The sequence below is a fragment of the Streptomyces sp. NPDC006450 genome (genome assembly GCF_040612195.1).
GTDB lineage: Bacteria > Actinomycetota > Actinomycetes > Streptomycetales > Streptomycetaceae > Streptomyces.
This window is the reverse complement of record NZ_JBEXPT010000032.1, coordinates 36,342-55,695: the sequence shown is the minus strand read 5'-3', so window position 1 is coordinate 55,695 and position 19,354 is coordinate 36,342. Positions and strand designations below refer to the sequence as shown.

General features: G+C 72.3%; 12 protein-coding genes and 1 pseudogene. 9 read left to right on the top strand and 4 right to left on the bottom strand.

The window, feature by feature from the left end; genetic code table 11:
* The first annotated feature begins 202 nt into the window (after nt 1-202).
* The 3 genes and pseudogenes from ABZY57_RS13330 to ABZY57_RS13320 all read left to right on the top strand — a co-directional run.
* Nucleotides 203-4,174, top strand: a complete 3,972-nt coding sequence (locus ABZY57_RS13330; protein ID WP_356511297.1) for a Pls/PosA family non-ribosomal peptide synthetase — start codon at nt 203-205, stop codon at nt 4,172-4,174.
* A gap of 86 nt (nt 4,175-4,260) precedes the next feature.
* Entirely contained in the window at nt 4,261-5,598 is a 1,338-nt protein-coding gene (locus ABZY57_RS13325; protein ID WP_356511295.1) for a M1 family metallopeptidase, read from the top strand.
* Nucleotides 5,599-5,704: 106 nt separating this feature from the next.
* Nucleotides 5,705-5,791 (top strand): annotated as a pseudogene (locus tag ABZY57_RS13320) (leucine zipper domain-containing protein); the annotation flags it as partial.
* Nucleotides 5,792-5,950: 159 nt separating this feature from the next.
* Here ABZY57_RS13320 and ABZY57_RS13315 read toward each other — a convergent pair.
* Nucleotides 5,951-7,153 (bottom strand): DUF2254 family protein, encoded by a 1,203-nt coding sequence (locus tag ABZY57_RS13315; protein WP_356511293.1) that lies wholly within the window; start codon nt 7,151-7,153, stop codon nt 5,951-5,953.
* Between the two features lie 324 nt (nt 7,154-7,477).
* Here ABZY57_RS13315 and ABZY57_RS13310 point away from each other — a divergent pair, with 324 nt between their 5' ends.
* On the top strand, nt 7,478-7,933 hold the full coding sequence (locus ABZY57_RS13310) for a hypothetical protein (protein WP_356511291.1): 456 nt from the start codon (nt 7,478-7,480) through the stop codon (nt 7,931-7,933).
* Nucleotides 7,934-8,041: 108 nt separating this feature from the next.
* Nucleotides 8,042-8,860 (top strand): hypothetical protein, encoded by an 819-nt coding sequence (locus tag ABZY57_RS13305; protein WP_356511289.1) that lies wholly within the window; start codon nt 8,042-8,044, stop codon nt 8,858-8,860.
* On the opposite strand, the gene ABZY57_RS13300 is transcribed toward ABZY57_RS13305, so the two are convergent.
* Nucleotides 8,785-11,370 carry an AMP-binding protein gene (locus tag ABZY57_RS13300; RefSeq protein ID WP_356511287.1) on the bottom strand — a complete coding sequence of 862 codons (2,586 nt, stop codon included), beginning with the start codon at nt 11,368-11,370 and terminating at the stop codon, nt 8,785-8,787. The genes ABZY57_RS13305 and ABZY57_RS13300 overlap by 76 nt on opposite strands.
* 216 nt (nt 11,371-11,586) lie before the next feature.
* Here ABZY57_RS13300 and ABZY57_RS13295 point away from each other — a divergent pair, with 216 nt between their 5' ends.
* From ABZY57_RS13295 to ABZY57_RS13285, 3 genes are read left to right on the top strand one after another with little or no spacing between them, the layout of a single operon-like run.
* A complete protein-coding gene (locus ABZY57_RS13295) occupies nt 11,587-12,606 on the top strand; it encodes an iron ABC transporter substrate-binding protein (protein WP_356511285.1) in 1,020 nt (339 codons plus the stop codon).
* A gap of 5 nt (nt 12,607-12,611) precedes the next feature.
* Nucleotides 12,612-14,207 carry an iron ABC transporter permease gene (locus ABZY57_RS13290; protein ID WP_356511283.1) on the top strand — a complete coding sequence of 532 codons (1,596 nt, stop codon included), beginning with the start codon at nt 12,612-12,614 and terminating at the stop codon, nt 14,205-14,207.
* Nucleotides 14,204-15,256: an ABC transporter ATP-binding protein gene (locus ABZY57_RS13285; protein WP_356511281.1), complete on the top strand. Its 1,053-nt coding sequence runs from the start codon at nt 14,204-14,206 to the stop codon at nt 15,254-15,256. The genes ABZY57_RS13290 and ABZY57_RS13285 overlap by 4 nt, the downstream gene beginning before the upstream one ends.
* A 43-nt stretch (nt 15,257-15,299) precedes the next feature.
* Here the strand turns inward: ABZY57_RS13285 and ABZY57_RS13280 are convergent, their stop codons facing one another.
* A complete protein-coding gene (locus tag ABZY57_RS13280) occupies nt 15,300-16,244 on the bottom strand; it encodes a glycoside hydrolase family 16 protein (protein ID WP_356511279.1) in 945 nt (314 codons plus the stop codon).
* Between the two features lie 315 nt (nt 16,245-16,559).
* Nucleotides 16,560-17,204 (bottom strand): hypothetical protein, encoded by a 645-nt coding sequence (locus ABZY57_RS13275; protein WP_356511277.1) that lies wholly within the window; start codon nt 17,202-17,204, stop codon nt 16,560-16,562.
* Nucleotides 17,205-17,278: 74 nt separating this feature from the next.
* Between ABZY57_RS13275 and ABZY57_RS13270 the strand changes: the two genes are divergently transcribed.
* The gene (locus tag ABZY57_RS13270) at nt 17,279-19,354 is read left to right on the top strand and encodes a glycosyltransferase (protein WP_356511299.1); all 2,076 of its coding nucleotides are present in this window, start codon (nt 17,279-17,281) and stop codon (nt 19,352-19,354) included.

Sequence of the window (19,354 nt, the reverse complement as noted above, 5' to 3'; positions counted from 1 at the left end):
CGACCGGTGACGCCGCGACGGGCGACGCCGCGACCACCACGACCAGGTACCGCCTCTTCCCGGCCATGCGCAAGGCTTGAACCAGAAAATCCTTGATGTCGCACTAGACTGGCGGGTTGTTTGGCGCTGGACCGGAACAACCTGGGCAGACCCGGGCTCCGCCCGGCGACCGGAGGGTTCCGGGAACACGACGCGAGGGCCGATGGCAGCCACACCAGAGCACGGTGAAGTCACTCTGCTCGACGACGGGACCGGGCTCGGCGAAGGGCCGGCGCCCGACGTCGCGCCCGCTGCCGGGGAGGGGCCCGAGGAGTCCGGTAAATCGGCCCGGTTCTCCGCCGGACCCGCCGCCCCGGCGCGCACCCTCGTCGACGTCTTCGAGGCCTCCGTACAGGCCCACCCCGACGAACTCGCCCTGGACGACGGAGCCACCCGGCTGACCTACCGGGCGCTCGCCGCCGAGGTGGAGCGCCGGCGGCGCGCCCTCGCGGCCGCCGGGGTGGGGCTCGGCGACCGGGTCGGCGTACGGGTGCCGTCGGGGACCAACGAGCTGTACGCGGGCATCCTGGCCGTCCTCGCGGCGGGCGCCGCCTACGTGCCCGTGGACGCCGAGGATCCGGACGAGCGGGCCGACCTGGTCTTCGGCGAGGCCGGGGTACGGGCCGTACTGGGCGCCGACCAGCGCATCGAGGTCGCCGCGCCGGGCAAGGCCGCCGGCCCGTCCGCGGGGCGCGCCCCGGCCTCCCGCCCCGGCCCCGAACACGACGCGTGGATCATCTTCACCTCCGGCTCCACCGGCAAGCCCAAGGGCGTGGCCGTCACCCACCGCAGCGCCGCGGCCTTCGTGGACGCCGAGGCCGCGCTGTTCCTCACCGAGGAGCCGATCGGCCCCGGTGACCGGGTCATGGCCGGACTGTCCGTGGCCTTCGACGCCTCCTGCGAGGAGATGTGGCTGGCCTGGCGCTACGGCGCCTGCCTCGTCCCCGTCCCCCGCTCCCAGGTCCGCAGCGGCGCCGACCTCGGCCCCTGGCTGGCCGAGCAGGAGATCACCGTGGTCTCCACGGTCCCGACCCTGGCCGCCCTCTGGGAGCCCGAGGCACTCAACGAGGTCCGGCTGCTGATCTTCGGCGGCGAGGCCTGCCCGCCCGAGCTCACCCAGCGCCTGGTCACCGAGGGCCGCGAGGTGTGGAACACCTACGGCCCCACCGAGGCCACCGTCGTCGCCTGCGCCTCGCTCCTGACCGGCGAGGAACCGATCCGCATCGGCCTCCCGCTGAACGGCTGGGAGCTGGCCGTCGTCGACGAATCCGGTGCACCGGTGCCCATGGGCGGCAGCGGCCAGCTCGTCATCGGCGGCGTCGGCCTGGCCCGCTACCTCGACCCCGAGAAGGACGCGGAGAAGTACGCCCCGCTGGAATCCCTCGGCTGGGAGCGCGCCTACCGCAGCGGCGACCTCGTCCGCGCGGAACCCGAGGGGCTGGTCTTCCTGGGCCGCGCCGACGAGCAGATCAAGCTCGGCGGCCGCCGGATCGAGCTGGGCGAGGTGGACGCCGCACTCCAGGCCCTGCCCGGGGTCGCCGGCGCGGCCGCCGCCGTCCGCACGGCACGCAGCGGCAACCAGCTCCTCGTCGGCTACCTGGTCACCCAGGACGGCTGGGACCACGCGGCCGCCGTGACCCGGCTCCGCGCCGAACTGCCCGCGGCGCTCGTACCCCTGCTCGCGCCCGTCGAGGAGCTGCCCACCCGCACGTCCGGCAAGGTGGACCGGAACGCACTGCCCTGGCCGCTCCCCGACCTGGAGACCAGCGGACCCACGGAGCAGCTCTACGGCACCGAGGCCTGGCTCGCCGAACAGTGGAGCGAGACCCTCGGCGTGGCCGTCACCGGCGCCGCCGACGACTTCTTCGCGATCGGCGGCAGCAGCCTCGCCGCAGCCCAGCTCACCACCCGGCTGCGCACCCGCTACCCGAGCGCGGCCGTCCTCGACATCTACCAGCAGCCCACCCTGCGCAAGCTGGCCCGGCACCTGGAGAAGTCCGCACAGGACGACGGCGCGGTCCGGACCATCGCGCCCGTACCGCCGCGCACCAAGGTCATCCAGTCCCTGCTGCTGCTCCCGCTCTTCACCCTGGTCGGCCTGCGCTGGACGGTGGCGCTGCTCGCCCTGGGCAACGTACTGCACTGGTTCGGGGCCTATCCGTGGGCTCCGGCCGCCTCGTGGTGGCTCGTCGCCGCCGGCGCCGCACTGCTCTTCAGCCCGCCCGGCCGCCTCGCGATCGCGGCCGGCGGCGCCCGCCTGCTGCTGCGCGGGGTCAAGGCGGGGCGCCACCCGCGCGGCGGAAACGTTCACCTGAGGCTGTGGACGGCCGAGCGGCTGGCCGAGTGCTCCGGCGCGACCTCGCTCACCGGCTCCTGGCTGGAACGCTACGCGCGGGCGCTGGGTGCCAAGATCGGCCCCGAGGTGGACCTGCACTCGCTACCGCCCGTCACGGGCATGCTCAAGCTCGGGCGCGGCTGCGCCGTGGAGTCCGAGGTGGACCTCTCCGGCCACTGGCTCGACGGTGACCGGCTGGAGATCGGCGCCGTGAAGGTCGGCGCGGGCGCCGTGGTCGGTACCCGCAGCATCCTCTTCCCCGGCGCCAGGGTCGGCAAGCGGGCCGAGGTGGCCCCCGGCTCCGCCGTCGTCGGCCAGATCCCGACCGGCCAGCGCTGGGCCGGGGCCCCCGCCGGCAAACTCGGCAAGGCCAAGCGGAACTGGCCCAAGGAGCGCCCGCCGCGCGGTCTGCCCTGGCGCGCCGCCTACGGTGCGGCCGGCTTCTGCCTCACCGCCCTGCCCGTGCTCGCCGCCCTGCCCGCCCTCCTCGTGGCCGGCCGGTTCGTGCCCGCCGACGCCGGACTCGGCCGGGCCCTGGCCGGAGCACTGCTCGCCGTGGTGCCGGGGGCGCTCGCCTACGGGTTCGCGTACGCGGCTCTGATCCTGGTCTCCGTACGCCTCCTCAGCCTCGGGCTGCGCACGGGAACCCATCCGACGCACAGCAGGATCGGCTGGCAGGCCTGGACGGTCACCCAGCTGATGGACCTCTCCCGGGAAACCCTCTTCCCCCTGTACGCCGGGCTGATCACACCGGTGTGGCTGCGGCTCCTCGGCATGAAGATCGGCCGGGGTGCCGAGGTGTCCACCGTGCTCGCGCTGCCGAGCCTCACCACCGTCGGCGAGGGCGCCTTCCTCGCCGACGACACCCTGACCGCCCCCTACGAGCTCGGCGGCGGCTGGCTGCGGATCGGCCACTCCGAGATCGGCCGACGCGCCTTCCTCGGCAACTCCGGGATGACCGCGCCGGGCCGTTCCGTCCCGGACGACGGGCTGGTCGGCGTCCTGTCCGCCACCCCGAAGAAGGCCAAGAAGGGCAGCTCCTACCTGGGCCTGCCGCCGGTCCGGCTGCCGAGGTCCGCGGCCGACCCCGACCAGAGCCGGACGTACGATCCGCCCGCGCGGCTGCTGTGGGCGCGCGGGCTGGTGGAGCTGTGCCGGCTCGCCCCGGTGTTCTGCTCGGCCGCGCTGGCCGTGGCGACCGTGGCGGCCTTCTGCGCGCTGGCCGGGGCGGACGGGCCCGGCCCGTGGGGGGCCGCGCTGCTCTCCGGAGCGGTCCTGCTCGCCGCCGGCGTCGCCGCGTGCGTGGTGGCGGCGGCCGCGAAGTGGCTGCTGGTGGGCCGCCACCGGGTCGGTGAGCACCCGCTGTGGAGCGGTTTCGTGTGGCGCAACGAACTGGCCGACACCTTCGTCGAGGTCCTGGCCGTGCCCTGGCTGGTCGGCTCGGTGCCCGGCACGCCGGTGCTGTCCCTGTGGCTGCGCGGACTCGGGGCCCGGATCGGCCGCGGCGTGTGGTGCGAGAGCTACTGGCTGCCCGAGACCGACCTGGTCGTCCTGGGCGACGCGGTCAGCGTGAACCGGGGCTGCGTGTTGCAGACGCACCTCTTCCACGACCGGATCTTGAGGACGGATACTGTGGTCCTCCGTGAGGGCGCCACCCTGGGCCCGGGTGGAATCGTCCTGCCCGGGAGCACCGTCGGGGCCCGCAGCACACTGGGTCCGGCCTCCCTCGTGATGGCCGGGGAATCCGTTCCCGCCGACACCCGCTGGCTGGGCAACCCGATCGAGGCGTGGCGGTCCTGAAGGGCGGGTCCGGTGGTCCGGGTCCGGGGTCCGGGCCGGCACCACCAGCACGTCGTACGAGCACAACGCAGGGAGCGGAAGCGGCAGTGAACGGCCAGAAGACAGCGGCATCGGACCCGTACTTTCCGGCCAACGGCGACCCCCGTTACCGCGTGCACCGGTACGAACTCGCTCTGGAGTACCGTCCGGGCCCCAACCGGCTCGCCGGGACGGCCCGGCTCAGCGCGATCGCCGGGCGGGCGCCGCTCACCGAGTTCCACCTCAACCTGGCCGACTTCAGAATAGGCCGGGTCCTGGTCAACGGCAGGGCGCCGCAGTACAGCCACCGGGGCGGCAGACTCCGTATCCGGCCGCCCAAGCCGCTGTCCGCCGGCGCCGCCTTCACCGTGGAGGTGCACTGGGCGGGCAACCCCACACCGGTGCGCAGTCCCTGGGGCGGCCTCGGCTGGGAGGAACTGACCGACGGCGCGCTGGTGGCCAGCCAGCCGGTCGGCGCTCCCTCCTGGTACCCGTGCAACGACCGGCCCGCGGACAAGGCCTCGTACCAGATCTCGGTCAACACCCCCTCCGCCTACACCGTGGTGGCCGGCGGCCGGCTGCTCACGCGGACGACCCGGGCCTCCACGACCACCTGGGTGTACGAGCAGCCGGCGCCGACCTCCACCTACCTGGTCGGCCTGTCCATCGGCATGCACCAGACGGTGCTGCTCGGCGACCCCGGGCTCGGCGGAGTCCCGCAGAGCGCCCACGTACCGGCCCACCTGCTGCCCCGCTTCTCCCGCGACTTCGCACGGCAGCCCGCCATGATGGTGCTGTTCGAGGAGCTGTTCGGCCCCTACCCCTTCGGGGAGTACGCGGTCGTCGTCGCCGACGAGGAGCTGGACGTGCCGGTGGAGGCCCAGGGGCTCTCCCTGTTCGGCGCCAACCACGTGGACGGCGTACGCGGTTCGGAGCGGCTCATCGCCCACGAGCTCGCGCACCAGTGGTTCGGCAACAGCGTGACCATCGCCGACTGGCGGCACATCTGGCTCAACGAGGGCTTCGCCAAGTACGCGGAATGGATCTGGTCGGAGCGTTCGGGCGGCCGTACCGCGCACGAACTGGCGGCCACCGCGCACCGCCTGCTCTCCGGGCAGCCGCAGGACCTCCTGCTGGCCGACCCGGGACGCAAGCTGATGTTCGACGACCGCCTCTACCAGCGCGGCGGCCTCGCCGTGCACGCGATCCGCTGCGCCCTGGGGGACGGGCCGTTCTTCCGCATGCTGCGGGAGTGGGCCACCGTGCACCGCCACGGCGTGGTCACCACGGCCGGATTCACCGCACACGCGTCCCGCTACGCGCTCGAACCGCTGGACGACCTCTTCCGGGCCTGGCTGTTCGAGCCGGCCCTCCCGCCGCTGCCCGCGCCACCCCCGCCGGCCTAGGTGTATTGATCACGAGCGTTGTTGACACTCGGTAGGTCTCGAACATGGCGAAGACCTCCGGTGCGGTGGGAGCTGTCTAGGAACCCATTGCACAACGGAGGTCTTCGTGTCCCACCGTAGTGCCCGGCTGACCGTCTTCGGTAGGCGCCTGTTGGTCGAACGTGTCCGCGCGGGGCGGCCCGTCGCGCATGTCGCGGCCGAGACGGCGGGATGCCTCGTCGCCGTCCTCCTCAACCTGCTCCTGAACCACTTCGGACGGGGCAGCGAGGCCGACGAGAGCCACGTCCCCACCGCCCAGGTCAACGCCTTCGGTGGCATCGACGGCAGCGGTGGCATCGGCGGGAGCCGCGGCTCACACGCGACCGGGCGCGGGGGTCGTCGACCCGCCGGGTGAGGCGGCCCAGATGAGGGGGTACCTCTCGCTCCCCGCCCCTTCGACCCACCGAAGCCGGTCCCGTACGATCCCGCGCCGGCTCTCCGGGACCCGCTCCGCCAGCCTGCTCAGCAGATCGCGCATCCTGCGCAGTGCCATCGGGGAGTCGGCGGCGGCGAAGAGCAGGTCGTCGACGGCGGTGCGCACGTAACGCTCCCAGTCCGGCACCGGGAGCGTCACCCGCAACCGGCCGCCCTCGTCGAGGAAGCAGCCGGTGCTCAGCTCCAGTCCGGCGAGCCGGGTCAGCAGGTCTTCGAGGCGGTCCATGCTCTCCACCGCCGTGGCCGGGTCGTTGACGGCCGGGGAGAGCGCGCGCAGCGCGATGTCGGCGAGGAGTCTGAAGGGCAGGTCGGGGTCCTGGTCGAAGGTGCGCTCGACTCCGGTCGCCAGGGCGCCGCGCACCACCGCCTCGGGCAACTCGCCGCCGGTCACCTCGGCCAGCGTCATGCCCCGTGACACGGTCGCTCCCGGGGAGACGAGGAAGGTGAGGGAGCAGTCGCGCTCCTTCGCCAGGCCGACCAGGGTGCTCACGTCGATCTGCTGGACCACCGCCGCCGGTCCGGACCAGAGGACGGCGGTGGTGGCGGCCCCCGGGTGCGGTGACCCCGTGGCCGGGGCCCCCTCCGGGTCGTAGGGCCGCACGTACAGGGCGTCGAACAGCTTGTGCGCGCGCGTGGCGATCGCGGTCAGGGCGTGGCCGAGCTGGATCGACTGGAACGCCCTCGTCTGCACGGTCCGCATGAGGGCGAGCGCGATCAGCGTGAGCACCATGGCGGTCCCGGGAACGAGGGTCGACACGGTCGTCCTGCGGGCACCGATGGCCAGCCCCGAGGTGATGCTGAAGACGAACGCGCCGACGGTGAAGGCGAACGCGCGCCACACGATCGGGTCGTCCCGGAAGAGGCCGAGGCGCGGGGTGTAGGTGCTGGCGGAGAACTGGATGACCAGGAACAGCATCGAGTAGATGATGCTCACCAGGCTGATGACGCCGAATCCGATGGTGAACAGGAGCGTCACCACAGGTCCGGCATCCACCTGCGGGCCCAGCGAGAGCGTGGGGAGCACCGTCCCGAGGACCACCCCGCCGACCGCGCAGACGAGCTGGGCGAGATCCCGGCGCACCGCACGCGAGGGAGGGTGGAGCGATGCGCCCCGACGGAGTCGGGGTTCCCGGACCCGCAGGCGCGTGGGGTCGTCCGCCGAGCCGGACATCCAGCCTCCTCCAGGTCCCGGTGAACGCATCCCTCCGACGAGGATGCAACCACGGGAGCCACGCGAGCGGGTGGTGAAATGCCGGATACCCGCCATTTCGACGGTGTCTTGGCGTCTGGGCGCGGTCGGCGCGTGGAGCACGTGAGCGCGTGGAGCGAAGCCGCCCGAGGCCGTACGCCTCGCGTCAACGGGGCCGCCACGCACCGGATCCCGGCCGCCGGATAGGGTCCTGGCATGATCACGGCCCCAGCTGCATCCAGCGCGAAGCGGGCCCGCCGTCCGGTGGGTGCGCTGCGACTGCTGTGGCTGGCCGCCCTGCTGCTCGCCTTCCTCTACACGCATGCCGCCGGAGCCGACAGTGCCTCGGCGCACGTCGCCCGCGGCGCCGTCCCTGTCGCACACCTGGATGCCATCGGCGTCGACCACGTGGACGGCGCCCACCGGGCCGGCCCTCACGGCGCCGAGGCCCCCCGCGGGCACGGCGACGGCGAGGGGCACGGGCACCCCGCCGAGGCGTGCGCCTCCGGCCATCCCCAGCAGGGTGCGGAACTGCCCGCGCCTGCGCCGTCTCCCCTCGGCGATCTGTCCTCCGCCGTCGCCGCGACGCGGCCGGGCTCGTGGGCACCGACCGTTCCGTCCGGCCTTCCGCCCTTGCGCAGTGTCCTCGGCTCCGTGGTGCAGCAGGTGTAGAACCGGGCGCTTCGCCCCGTTCCGACCCGACTCTCATCGCAGGCCCCGGCCCGACCTCCCTGGTCGACGGGGTGATGAGCCATGCACACGGCATCAAAGGACTCGTACGTGACTTCGCCCCAGCTCCTCGGCGCCCGGTCCGCGGACCCCTCGCCCGACTCTCCCGCCACGGGACGCGCCGCCCGGCGCAAACGCCACTCCAGCATGACCCGGAAGCGGTCCCTGGCCGCCCGGTACCTCGGCTACGTCGGCTATTTCGTCGGCGCCGGCCTGATCAGCGGCGCCGTCGTCCACCACCCGCTCGACCCCGACCGCTACACCCGCATCGCCGGATACGGCGCCCTCGTCTTCCTCGCCGCGACCGTCCTCAACGAGTTCGTGCTCACCCGGGAGCGTCCCGGGCTGCCCCGGCTGCTGCTGGTGATGGGCGCCTCGCTGCTGCTGTCCTTCGGCATCGGCATGCTCAGCGGCGGCCTCCAGCACTTCGACGACTTCCCGGCCCGCGGCGCGGTCCTCGTCCCCGCCGGACTCGTCGTCTCCTTCGTCGCCTACGTGATCAAGGACGCCGACACCCCGACGCGCCGGGTCTTCAGCCCCGTAGGCCTGGCCGTCCTCGTCGCCGCCGCACTGGCCTTCCTGGGCCTGCGGAACGTCGCGGCCTCCATGGAGAGCGCGCCCGGCGGCGGCCACGGCCACGGCACCGCCGAAGCACCCGTTGCGGACGACCACACCCCGGCGGCCCCCGCCCCGGGGAGCCTCGCCGACCGCGAAGCCCGCTCCGTCGGTGACCCCGCACGACGACGGCCACGGCCACTGAGCCGAGGGAAGGGGATCCACGGGGAGGGGCGGGTTCACCTGCCCCTCCCCGCGAGGGCCTTCGTCCGCCCGGACGCGCCTCGCATCAGCCGTCCGGCGCCGGCCGCGTAGGCGATGCCGAAGAGGAGCGAGGCGAGGAAGGCGAGGTGCCGGGAGAACCCGTCGATGAGCGGGAAGATCTGCCAGTGGGTCAGGTAGATGTACAAGGAGCTGGTCGCGAGGAGACCGGCCAGTTGGTTCAGGCGCTCCCGGCTGGGGAGGCCGGGCACCCACACCAGGAGCACGAATCCGGCGACGATGATCGCCTCCCGCCCGGGGTCGCCGGGGAAGAACCCCGGCACGGTGGCCAGGGCCACCAGGGTGACCAGGAGGCGCTGTCGTCCGGTGGCGGCCTTCGCCGCCGCCCAGCCGAGGGCGAACAGCCAGAAGACGGTGACGGCGTCGGGGAGTTGCTCGCGCTCCGGCAGGCCGACGAGGTCGTAGCGGGTGAGGAGCCCCAGGCCGGCGAGGGCCAGGGGCAGGGCGTACGGGAACCGGCGCTCCGCCCGGTCCACCGCGGGCAGGCCCAGGAGCCCGACGGCGGCGGCCAGGATGTAGACGAGGGCCTCGATGAACCAGAAGTGCATACCGGTCCGGAGGTCGTCGGGGCCCAGGACGCTGTCGAGCAGGAAGAGATTGGCGAGCGTGTAATCGTCGCCAAGGAACAGGATCAGGCCGATCCAGGCCATGCTCGGCAGCGCGACGCGGGCGAGGCTGGTCCAGCCCCGGCGGACGCGTACGCGCCGCTCGGCCGAAGTGAGGTGGAAGCGGGCGAAGTTGTACCCGGCGACCGCGAGCAGGATGTGCGCCCCGCCCTTGATGCCGAACACCTGGATGTGCGAGCCGACGATGCAGAAGATCGCCAGGGCGCGGAGCGCGACGCTCGTCTCCAGGGTCCGCCTGCGGGAGGTGTCCGCGTGCTCGGGCGGCCTGAGGTCCCGGATCGGTGTCGTGTGCCAGCCGGCCGGCAGGTGGCCGAGCCGCTCTTCGAGTTGGATCGACATCTCCACGTACGAGAGCGAATCGCCGCCCAGGCTGACGAAGGAACTCTCGTCCGTCACGTCCGGGCGGTCGAGGACCCGTGCGTAGAGCAGGTGCAGGCTCTCGGGGGCGTCGTCGGGCGTGGCCCCGGGGCCGGTGGTGGTGCCGGGCGCCTGACGGGTCAGTTCGCGCACCGCCCGGTAGTCGGGCTTGCCGGAGGGGAGGCGGGGGAGGGCGGTCAGGACGCGGACGTGGACGGCGCGGGCCGGCAGACCGCAGTCCTGGGCCACGCGCCCGGCTATCCGGCGGGCATCCCAGTCGTCGCCGACGACGGCCGCGATGCGCAGTGCCTCGTCGTCGCCGGTGCACAGGGCGCTGACGCCGTGCCGGGCGAGCATCGCCTCGACCTGCCCGGGGTCGATGCGCAGGCCCAGGATCTTCGCGAACCGGCTGCGCCGGCCGATGATCTCGTACAGCCCGTCGGGCGAGCGGCGCGCGATGTCGCCGGTGCGGAGTTCGTGCACGCTCCGGCCCAGGGAGAGGTCCTCGGGGGAACGGGCGTAGCCCAGCATGACGTTGGGTCCCGAGTAGACCAGTTCGCCGGTGTTCTCGTCGGAGCCGTGGAGGCCGTCCGGGTGGTCGGGGCCGTCGGCTAGCGGCCGAAGGCGGAAGGAGCCGCCGGGGACGGCGATTCCCGCCGCCTCGGGGCGGAATTCCGCGAGGTGCGGCGGCAGGTAGGCCATGCGGGCCGTCGCCTCGGTCTGGCCGTACATCACGAAGAGCTTCCAGCCGGCGGCGCGGCCCAGTGCGGCGTAGTGCCTGACCCGGTCGGGCGCCAGGCGGCCGCCGGCCTGGGTGACGTAGCGCAGGTGGGGCAGTTCCATGTCGGCGAAGCCGACCCGGTCGAGCAGGTCGAAGGTGTACGGAACCCCGGCGAGGGCCGTCCCCCGGGCGGCTTCGAAGAGCTCCCAGAAGCAGGTGTCGGCGACCGACAGGTCGGTCAGGATCAGTCCGGCGCCGCGCAGGAGGTGGCTGTGCACGACGGACAGGCCGTAGCAATAGTGCAGGGGCAGCGTGGTCGCGGCGCGGTCGGTGTCGCGGATGTCCAGGTACTGCGCGATGGCCTCCGCGTTGCTCTGGAGGTTCTCGTGCGACAGCCGGACGAGCTTCGGCGATCCCGTCGAGCCCGAGGTGCTGAGCAGCAGGGCGAGGTCCGGGTGCAGCTCGTGCGCCGAGACCTCGCGCCGCTCGTCGAGCACCACGTCCCCGCCCTCGGGGCGGGCCACGACGTCCGGGTCGTACGCGTCGATCAGGGACTGGACGGCTTCGGGGTGGTCGCCCGGCACCAGCAGGACGGGGTGCCCGGCCGCGAGGGCGGCCAGGTGGACGACGAGGGCGTCGACGGTGTTGGCGGCGACCAGCAGGACCAGACGGCGTTCCCGGCCGAGGCGGCGGGCCGCCCGGTCCACGCGTACGGCCAACTCGGCATAGCTGACCGGGCCGTCGGCCGTGATGACGGCGGTCCGGTCGCCGTGGGCGGCGAGGCCGAGGGCGAACGGGACGGATGCGGTGCCCGGGAGCAGGTCGGGAAGGACTGTCACGGGCGCATCTTAGGAAAGCCTTACCTCGCCCGACAGTCACAGGAAAGTCACAGATGGCTCACGGAAGATCCATAGGAGAATAAGCGGTAAAGTCGGCTCCGCCGATGTGGGGTCGCGGTCGGAGTGTTGCATGCGTCACCCTTGACCTTTAGGTTAGCTTTACCTTACTTATGGGGCGGTACCCGATTCTCCGCCGCCCTTGTAGGAAGGCTTCCCATGCGACGCCCCCTGGTCCGACGCCTGACCGCGCTCTGCGCGGCGGCACTCCTGCTCCCCGCCGTCGCAGGCTGCGGCGTCGACGAGGACGACGCGGGCCTCGTCATCTACTCGGGCCGCAACGAGAAGCTGGTCAAGCCGCTCCTCGACGAGCTGGAGAAGGCCGTCGGCACCACGGTCGCCGTCCGCTACGGCGAGAGCGCCGAACTCGCCGCCCAGATCCAGGAAGAGGGCGGCAAGACCAAGGCCGGGCTGTTCTTCTCCCAGGACGCCGGCGCCCTCGGGGCCCTGTCCACCAAGGGTCTGCTGGAGAAGCTTCCGCAGGCCTCCCTCGACAAGGTGGACCCCGGCTTCCGCGGTGGCGCGGGCGACTGGGTGGGCACCTCCGGGCGGGTCCGCGTCCTCGCGTACCACCCCGGACAGGTCTCCAAGGTGCCGGACACCGTCCACGATCTGGTCAAGCCGGAATGGAAGGGGAAGGTCGGCTACGTCCCCACGAACGCCTCGTTCCAGGCCTTCGTCACCGGCATGCGCGTCCTGGAGGGCGACGACGCCACCCGCACCTGGCTGAAGGGCCTCAAGGCCAACGAGCCGAAGGTCTACGACAACAACCTCAAGGTGCTGGAGGGGGTCGGCAAGGGCGAGGTCTCGCTCGGGCTGGTCAACCACTACTACTGGTACGAGCAGGTCGCCGAGAAGGGCGAGGGCAAGGTCAAGGCGAAGATCCACTTCCTGCCCGCCGGCGACCCGGGCGGCCTCGTCAACACCGCCGGTGTCGCCGTCGTCAAGGGAACCGACCAGGCCCCGGTCGCCCAGAAGGCCGTCGACTTCCTGCTCTCGGAGAAGGCGCAGAAGTACTTCGCCGAGGACACCAAGGAGTACCCGCTCGCCGCGGGCGTGACCAGCACGGTCAAGGGCCTTCCGCCGCTGGCCACCCTGGACGCCCCGAAGATCGACCTCGGGAAGCTGGAATCGCTTCAGGAGACCCTGAAGATGCTCCAGGAAGCCGGGATGGTCTGACCTCCATGACCTCCACGGATCCCGTCACGCCGACGGATCCGGCCACCGCCCACCGCCCGGACGGCGCCACCGCGCCGGCTGGGCGGTGGCGTGCCGGACGCCGGCCACCCGCCATCCTGCTCGTTCCCGCGGCCGTCGCCGCGGTGTTCGCCCTGCTGCCCCTCGGCTACCTCGCCGTCCGCTCCCTGGAGCGCGGCCCCGCCTTCGCCTGGGACGTCGTCGCCGACGAGCGCACCGCCCAACTGCTCGGCCGGAGCATCGGACTGGCCGCCGCCGTCGTCTCGGCCTGCCTGGTCCTGGGCGTCTCGCTGGCCTGGCTCACCGTACGGACCGACCTGCCCGGCGCCCGGGCCTGGTCGGTGCTGGTGACCCTGCCGCTCGCCGTGCCCAGCTACGTCGCCGCCTTCGCCTGGCTGTCCGCCTTCCCGGAGCTGGCCGGCTTCACCGGGTCGGCCCTCGCACTGACCCTGGTGAGCTTCCCGTACGTCTACCTGCCCGTCACCGCCGCACTGCGCGGCACCGACCCGGCGCAGGAGGAGGTGGCCCGCTCACTGGGCCACGGCCCGCTGAAGACCTTCCTGCGGGTGACCCTGCCGCAGCTGCGCCCCGCGGCCGCCGGCGGGGCGGTCCTCGTCGCGCTGTACGTGTTCTCCGACTTCGGCGCCGTATCGCTGATGCGCTACGACACCTTCACCCGCGGCATCTACACCTCCTACCGGGCCAGCTTCGACCGCACCCCCGCCGCCGCCCTCAGCATCGTCCTCGTCGTGATGACGATCGCCCTGGTCGCCGCCGAAGCACGGACCCGCGGCCGGGCCGGCCATGCGCGAACGGGTGGCGGCGCCGCGCGCCCCGCCGTCCCCGCGGCGCTGGGCCACTGGCGGGGGCCCGCGCTGGCCTGGTGCGCGGCGGTGACCGGCGTCGCCGTCCTCACCCCGCTCGCCACCCTCGGGTACTGGCTGGCCGTCGGCAACTCCGCGACCTGGGACCCGGCCACGCTCCTCGACACCGCCGCCACCACCCTCGGCGTCGCCGCCGCGGGAGCCGCGCTCACCACCCTGCTCGCCCTGCCGGTCGGAGTGATCGCCGCACGGTACCGCGGCCGCACCGCACGACTGCTGGAGCAGTCGGCCTACGCCGGCCACGCGCTCCCGGGGATCACCGTCGCCCTGTCCCTGGTCTTCTTCGCGGTCCGCTACGCCGAACCGATCTACCAGGAACTCCCGCTGCTGGTCTGCGCGTACGCCGTGCTCTTCCTGCCCGTCGCCGTCGCCGGGACCCGAGCCGCCGTGCTCCAGTCCCCGCCCGTCCTGGAGGACGTCGCCCGCTCCCTCGGCCGCTCCCCGCTGCGCGTACTGCGCGAGGTGACCGTGCCGCTGGCCGCCCCCGGCGTCGCCGCCGGAGCCGCGCTCACCTTCGTCGTGTGCATGAAGGAGCTCCCCGCCACCCTGCTGCTGCGCCCCACGGGAATGGACACCCTGGCCACCCGCCTGTGGACGGAGACCGGCACCGGATCCTTCGCCGCCGCCGCACCCTACGCTGCCGCGCTGATCCTGCTGGCCGCCATCCCGTCCTACCTCCTCGGAAGGCACCGCACATGACCGACCTGCAGATCACCGCTCTGACCAAGGCCTACGGCCCCGGTGCGGCACCAGTCCTCGACGGCCTCGACCTCACCGTCCCGGCCGGCGCGCTCACCGCCGTCCTCGGCCCCTCGGGCTGCGGCAAGACCACGCTGCTGCGCATCATCGCGGGCTTCCTGCGCGCCGACGCCGGCACCGTCACCCTCGACGGACGCGAGCTCTCCGGCCCCGGAGTCCACCTTCCGCCCGAGCGCCGCCGCATCGGCATCGTGCCCCAGGAAGGCGCGCTCTTCCCGCACTTGAGCGTGGCCCGCAACGTCTCCTTCGGCCTGCCCGGCCTCGACCGGGCCGCCCGGCGGCGGCGCACGCAGGAGATGCTCGAACTCGTCGGTCTGGCCGGCTACGGCGAGCGCATGCCCCACGAGCTGTCCGGCGGCCAGCAGCAACGCATCGCCCTGGCCCGCGCCCTGGCACCGCAGCCCGCCCTCGTCCTCCTCGACGAGCCGTTCAACGCCCTCGACGCCGCCCTGCGCACCGGTGTACGGGCCGACGTGCGCGCCGCCCTGCGGGCCACCGGAGCCACCGCCCTGCTCGTCACCCACGACCAGCAGGAAGCCCTCTCCACCGCCGACCTCGTCGCAGTCGTCCGGGACGGCCGTGTGGCCCAGTGCGCCCCACCGCACGAGGTGTACAGCCGACCCGCGGACCCCTGGGTCGCCGCCTTCGTCGGCGATGCGGTACTGGTCACCGGCACCGCGGATGACCGGGACACGGCGACCACCGCGCTCGGCCGCATCCCGCTCACGGCCCGGCCCGGCCGGCTCCGCGAGGGCGTCGTCCTGCTGCGGCCGGAACAGCTCCGGCTGACCGACCCGGATGCCGCCCGGACCGGCGGCACGGTGACCGACGTCCGCTTCTACGGCCACGACGCCATGGTCACCGTCGCCGTCGACGGCATCGAAGCCCCCGTCGAGGTCCGGGTCCCCAGCCCGGCCGCCGCCCGCCCGGGGCAGCGCACGGGCATCGAGGTGATCGGGGAGGCGACGCTTCACCCCGCCGCCGGATAGTCCGGGCGCGGGGGCGTTCCCCGGTCCAACTCCGGGCGGTGGATCAGGACTTCGGCACGGTGTTGATGTGGTTGGTGCCGGCGTTGTAGAACCCGTCCACCGTTTTCTGTACATCGGCCTGGGAAACGGCCTCGCCGGCCTTGTAGTAGAACCAGTTGACCTTCATGGTCCACGTCCGCGAACCACCGGTGAACGGAAGGTCGATGAACCAGTTGCTGAAATGCATGTCCATCTTTTCGCGCGGGACGTATTTGCCGGAACTGGTGAACAGTTCCTTGCCGTCCAGCGAATAGGTCACTTTTCCGTTCATGAAGGTGACCATCATGATGTGCCAGCCCTCGAGGCGCTTCTTCTTGAGCGCGCGGGTGACCCGGTCCGGCGGATCGGCCTTGTGCCAGCTCGTGGTGTCGAGCTGCGGACCCACCGAGCCCCAGCCGCCGTTCGGCAGGTACTCGTAGTCGAGTTCGCTGTAGTTGGCCGAGGAGTCCGAGGCGGATATCGGGAAGAACGTCTCCACGACGTGGTCGCCGTTGCGGCCGCTCGTGGGCTTGTCGCTCAGGTAGACCCGAGCGGCGAAGGTTCCCGTGAAGAGGGGGGTGCCGGTGCTCTGCACCTCGACCTGCCGGGTGCCCTGCTTGGTGCCGTCGGTGGAGGACCGCAGCTGCAGGACCCTGCCCCCCTGGGCCGTGGGGTCGGCGGGGAAGCTGGCGCCGGCGCTGGACCAGGTGTCCTTGATCCCCGGGCCACCCCCACCCGCACGGACCTCCCAGCCGTTCGCGGCCAGCGCGGGGTCGTCGGGGCCGCTGTACCGGAAGTCGTCGAACAGGGTTCCGGGCGGTCCGGAGGGGGTCGGCGAGGCGCTGGGGGTGCGCGACGCGGCGGCATCCGAGGTGGGGCCGCCGGAGCATGCGGCCAGTACGCACAGGAGGGCGGGCAGTGTGAGCGCGGTCCACGCGCGGCGACGAGGGGTGCGGCGGGGCTGACTCACACGGGCTCCTTGGGGGTGTGGAGGCGGTACCTGGACACGCCCTCTGCATGGTGATCAACGACAGATCACATGAGGGGGTCATCCTAAGGTTCGCGGCGACCTGCGCGACCCCGGCCATCGGGTTCGCGGGGAAAGGTATCCGGATGATCACGCATCGGTCGGCTATCGGCGACGGTGAGTGCAGATCTACTGACTGGTACCGCCAATTGGTATTTCAATCCGATTACGACGCCTGGTCAGATCGCGCCAAAAGCGCACATCGGGCCCAAGTCGATTCGGGCCGGTGCACTAGCGTTCGCCCTGCCATCCCGCGGTCTACGTACCCTGCCCTGAAAGGCCTCGCACGGTGCGCTCAGCATCAACTTCCATGGAACGCGGATCGGCGCACCAGGCACAGCCTGAAATATCCGAGTCGAGCTTTGACGAGCCCGCTCCCGCACCGGTCTTCGTCGACCAGTCGGGTCTGCGCGGCCGTCTCCTGCGGGGCCTCGGCTGGCCGGTCTCCGTGGTGGGCGCGATCCTGGCGATCGCCATGGGCAGCAGCCTGATCGGTATGCAGGCGGAAGCTCCGGCGATGGGCATCCCCGTACAGCCCTCGCGGTCGCCCGCGCCGTCGCCCACCCCCTCGACCGCGCCGTCCGCGTCGTCGGCGGCGGCCTCGCCGCGGACGGCCACACGGTCGGCCGCACCCCGGACGAAGCCTTCGGCCACCACACCCAAGCCGTCGGCCGGTCCGTCGAAGTCCTCGGCCGTCAGGCCCAAACCCCCGGCCACCTCGCCGAAACCTCCGGCGGTCAAGCCGAAACCTCCGGCAGCCACGCCGAAGCCCATGGCGGCCACCCCGAAACCCACGGCGGCCACGCCGAAGCCCACGGCCACCGCCCCGTCCGGGGCGCGTTCTGCGGGCCAGCCGTCCGAGAACCCCTGATCTTCCGCACCACCCATCTCCAGGAGCGTCATTGTCCCGCCATCAGCGCCGCCGGCAGTCCTTGCTGAGGCCGCGCCGACTGGCCGCGCCGCCACTGCGCTTCTTCATGCCGCTGTCGCTGCTGGCGTGCCTGCTCGCGCTTCTCGTCCTGCGCGGCCTCGCCACCAACGAGGCGTTCCACGACGACCGGATCGCGATCTCGGTCGACAAGACGACCGTGCCGCAGCACCTGCTCAAGGGTGGTCCGGTCATCGACGCGCGCGGCAGCAAGAACGCAAAGCCCGTGAGCTATCACATCCCCGACCGCACCGCGGTGCTGAGCTTCGACGACGGCCCCTCGCCGCAGTGGACTCCGAAGATCCTGGAGGTGCTCGCGGCCCGCAAAGTCCGTGCGGACTTCTTCGTGACCGGGGCCATGACCACGCGCAACCCGGAGCTGATCCGGCGGATCGTCGCCGACGGCCACGAGCTCGGCGTGCACACCTTCACCCACCCCGACCTGGTGTACCAGTCCCACACCCGGATCAGCTGGGAGCTGGCGCAGACGCAGCTCGCGCTGGCCGGCGTCGCCGGTGTGCACAGCGCACTGTTCCGCCCGCCGTACTCCTCCGACGCCTCGGCGATGGACGACTGGAACTATCCGGTGATCAAGTACGTGGGTGCGCGCGGCTACCTCACCGCGTTCATCGACCGCGACACCGACGACTGGAGGCGTCCCGGAGTCGAGGCGATCGTCAAGGCGGCGATGCCGCCCAAGCCCGGTGCGGGCGCACTGATCCTGCTGCACGACGCGGGTGGCGACCGCACCCAGACCATCGCCGCGCTCGAACAGATCATCGACAGGCTGCAGGCCCAGGGCTACCGCTTCACCACCATCTCCGACGCACTCGGCGCCTCCAGCGCCACCGTGCCGGTCACCGGATATCAGCTCTGGGCGGGCAAGGGCTACATCTGGGCCACCCAGGTCGCCGTGCACACCCTGCCGGTGCTGGTCGGACTGCTGGCCCTCGTCGGCTTCCTCAACTTCGGCCGGTTCGGGCTGATGCTCGTCCTCGCGCCGATCCACGCCCGCCGCGCGAAGAAGAGGGACGCCTGGGGACCGCCCGTCACCGGGCCGGTCACCGTACTGGTCCCGGCCTACAACGAGCGCGAGTGCATAGCCAACACCCTGAACTCCCTGGCCGTCAGCGACCATCCGATCGAGGTGATCGTCATCGACGACGGCTCCTCGGACGGCACCGCGGACATCGTCGAGGAGATGGCCCTCCCGTTCGTCCGGCTGATCCGCAAGGTCAACGGCGGCAAGTCCAGCGCGCTCAACAGCGGCATCGCGGCCGCCTCCCACGACATCATCGTGATGATGGACGGCGACACCGTCTTCGAGCCGTCCACCGTGCGCGAGCTGGTCCAGCCCTTCGGCGACCCGGAGATCGGCGCGGTCGCGGGCAATGCCAAGGTCGGCAACCGCGACAGCCTGATCGGCGCCTGGCAGCACATCGAGTACGTCCTCGGCCACAACCTCGACCGCCGGATGTACGACATGCTGAACGTCATCCAGACGATCCCCGGCGCGGTCGGCGCCTTCCGCAAGGAGGCCCTGCGCCGGGTCGGCGGGATGAGCGACGACACCCTTGCCGAGGACACCGACATCACCATCGCGGTGCTCTGCGACGGCTGGCGGATCGTCTACGCCGAGAACGCCCGCGCCTGGACCGAGGCCCCCGCCAGCCTCCAGCAGCTCTGGTCCCAGCGGTACCGCTGGAGCTACGGCAGCATGCAGGCGATGTGGAAGCACCGCGGCGCGGTGACCTCCCGCGGCCCGGCCGGGCGCTTCGGCCGGGTCGGACTGCCGCTCGTCGTGCTGTTCGGCGTGGTCGCCCCGCTGCTGGCACCGCTGGTCGACCTGTTCCTGCTGTACGGAGTGTTCTTCGGGGACGCCGGGATCACCCTCACCAGCTGGGGCGGCTTCATCCTGCTCCAGGCCGTGCTGTCCTGGTACGCCTTCCGGCTCGACCGCGAGAAGCCCTGGTACCTGATCAGCCTGCCGATCCAGCAACTGGTCTACCGGCAGCTGATGTACATCGTCCTGCTGCAGTCCGCGATCACGGCGATGACCGGTGGCCGACTGCGCTGGCAGAAGCTCCGGCGCACCGGCGAGGTCGCTGTACCGGTGGAGGCCTGA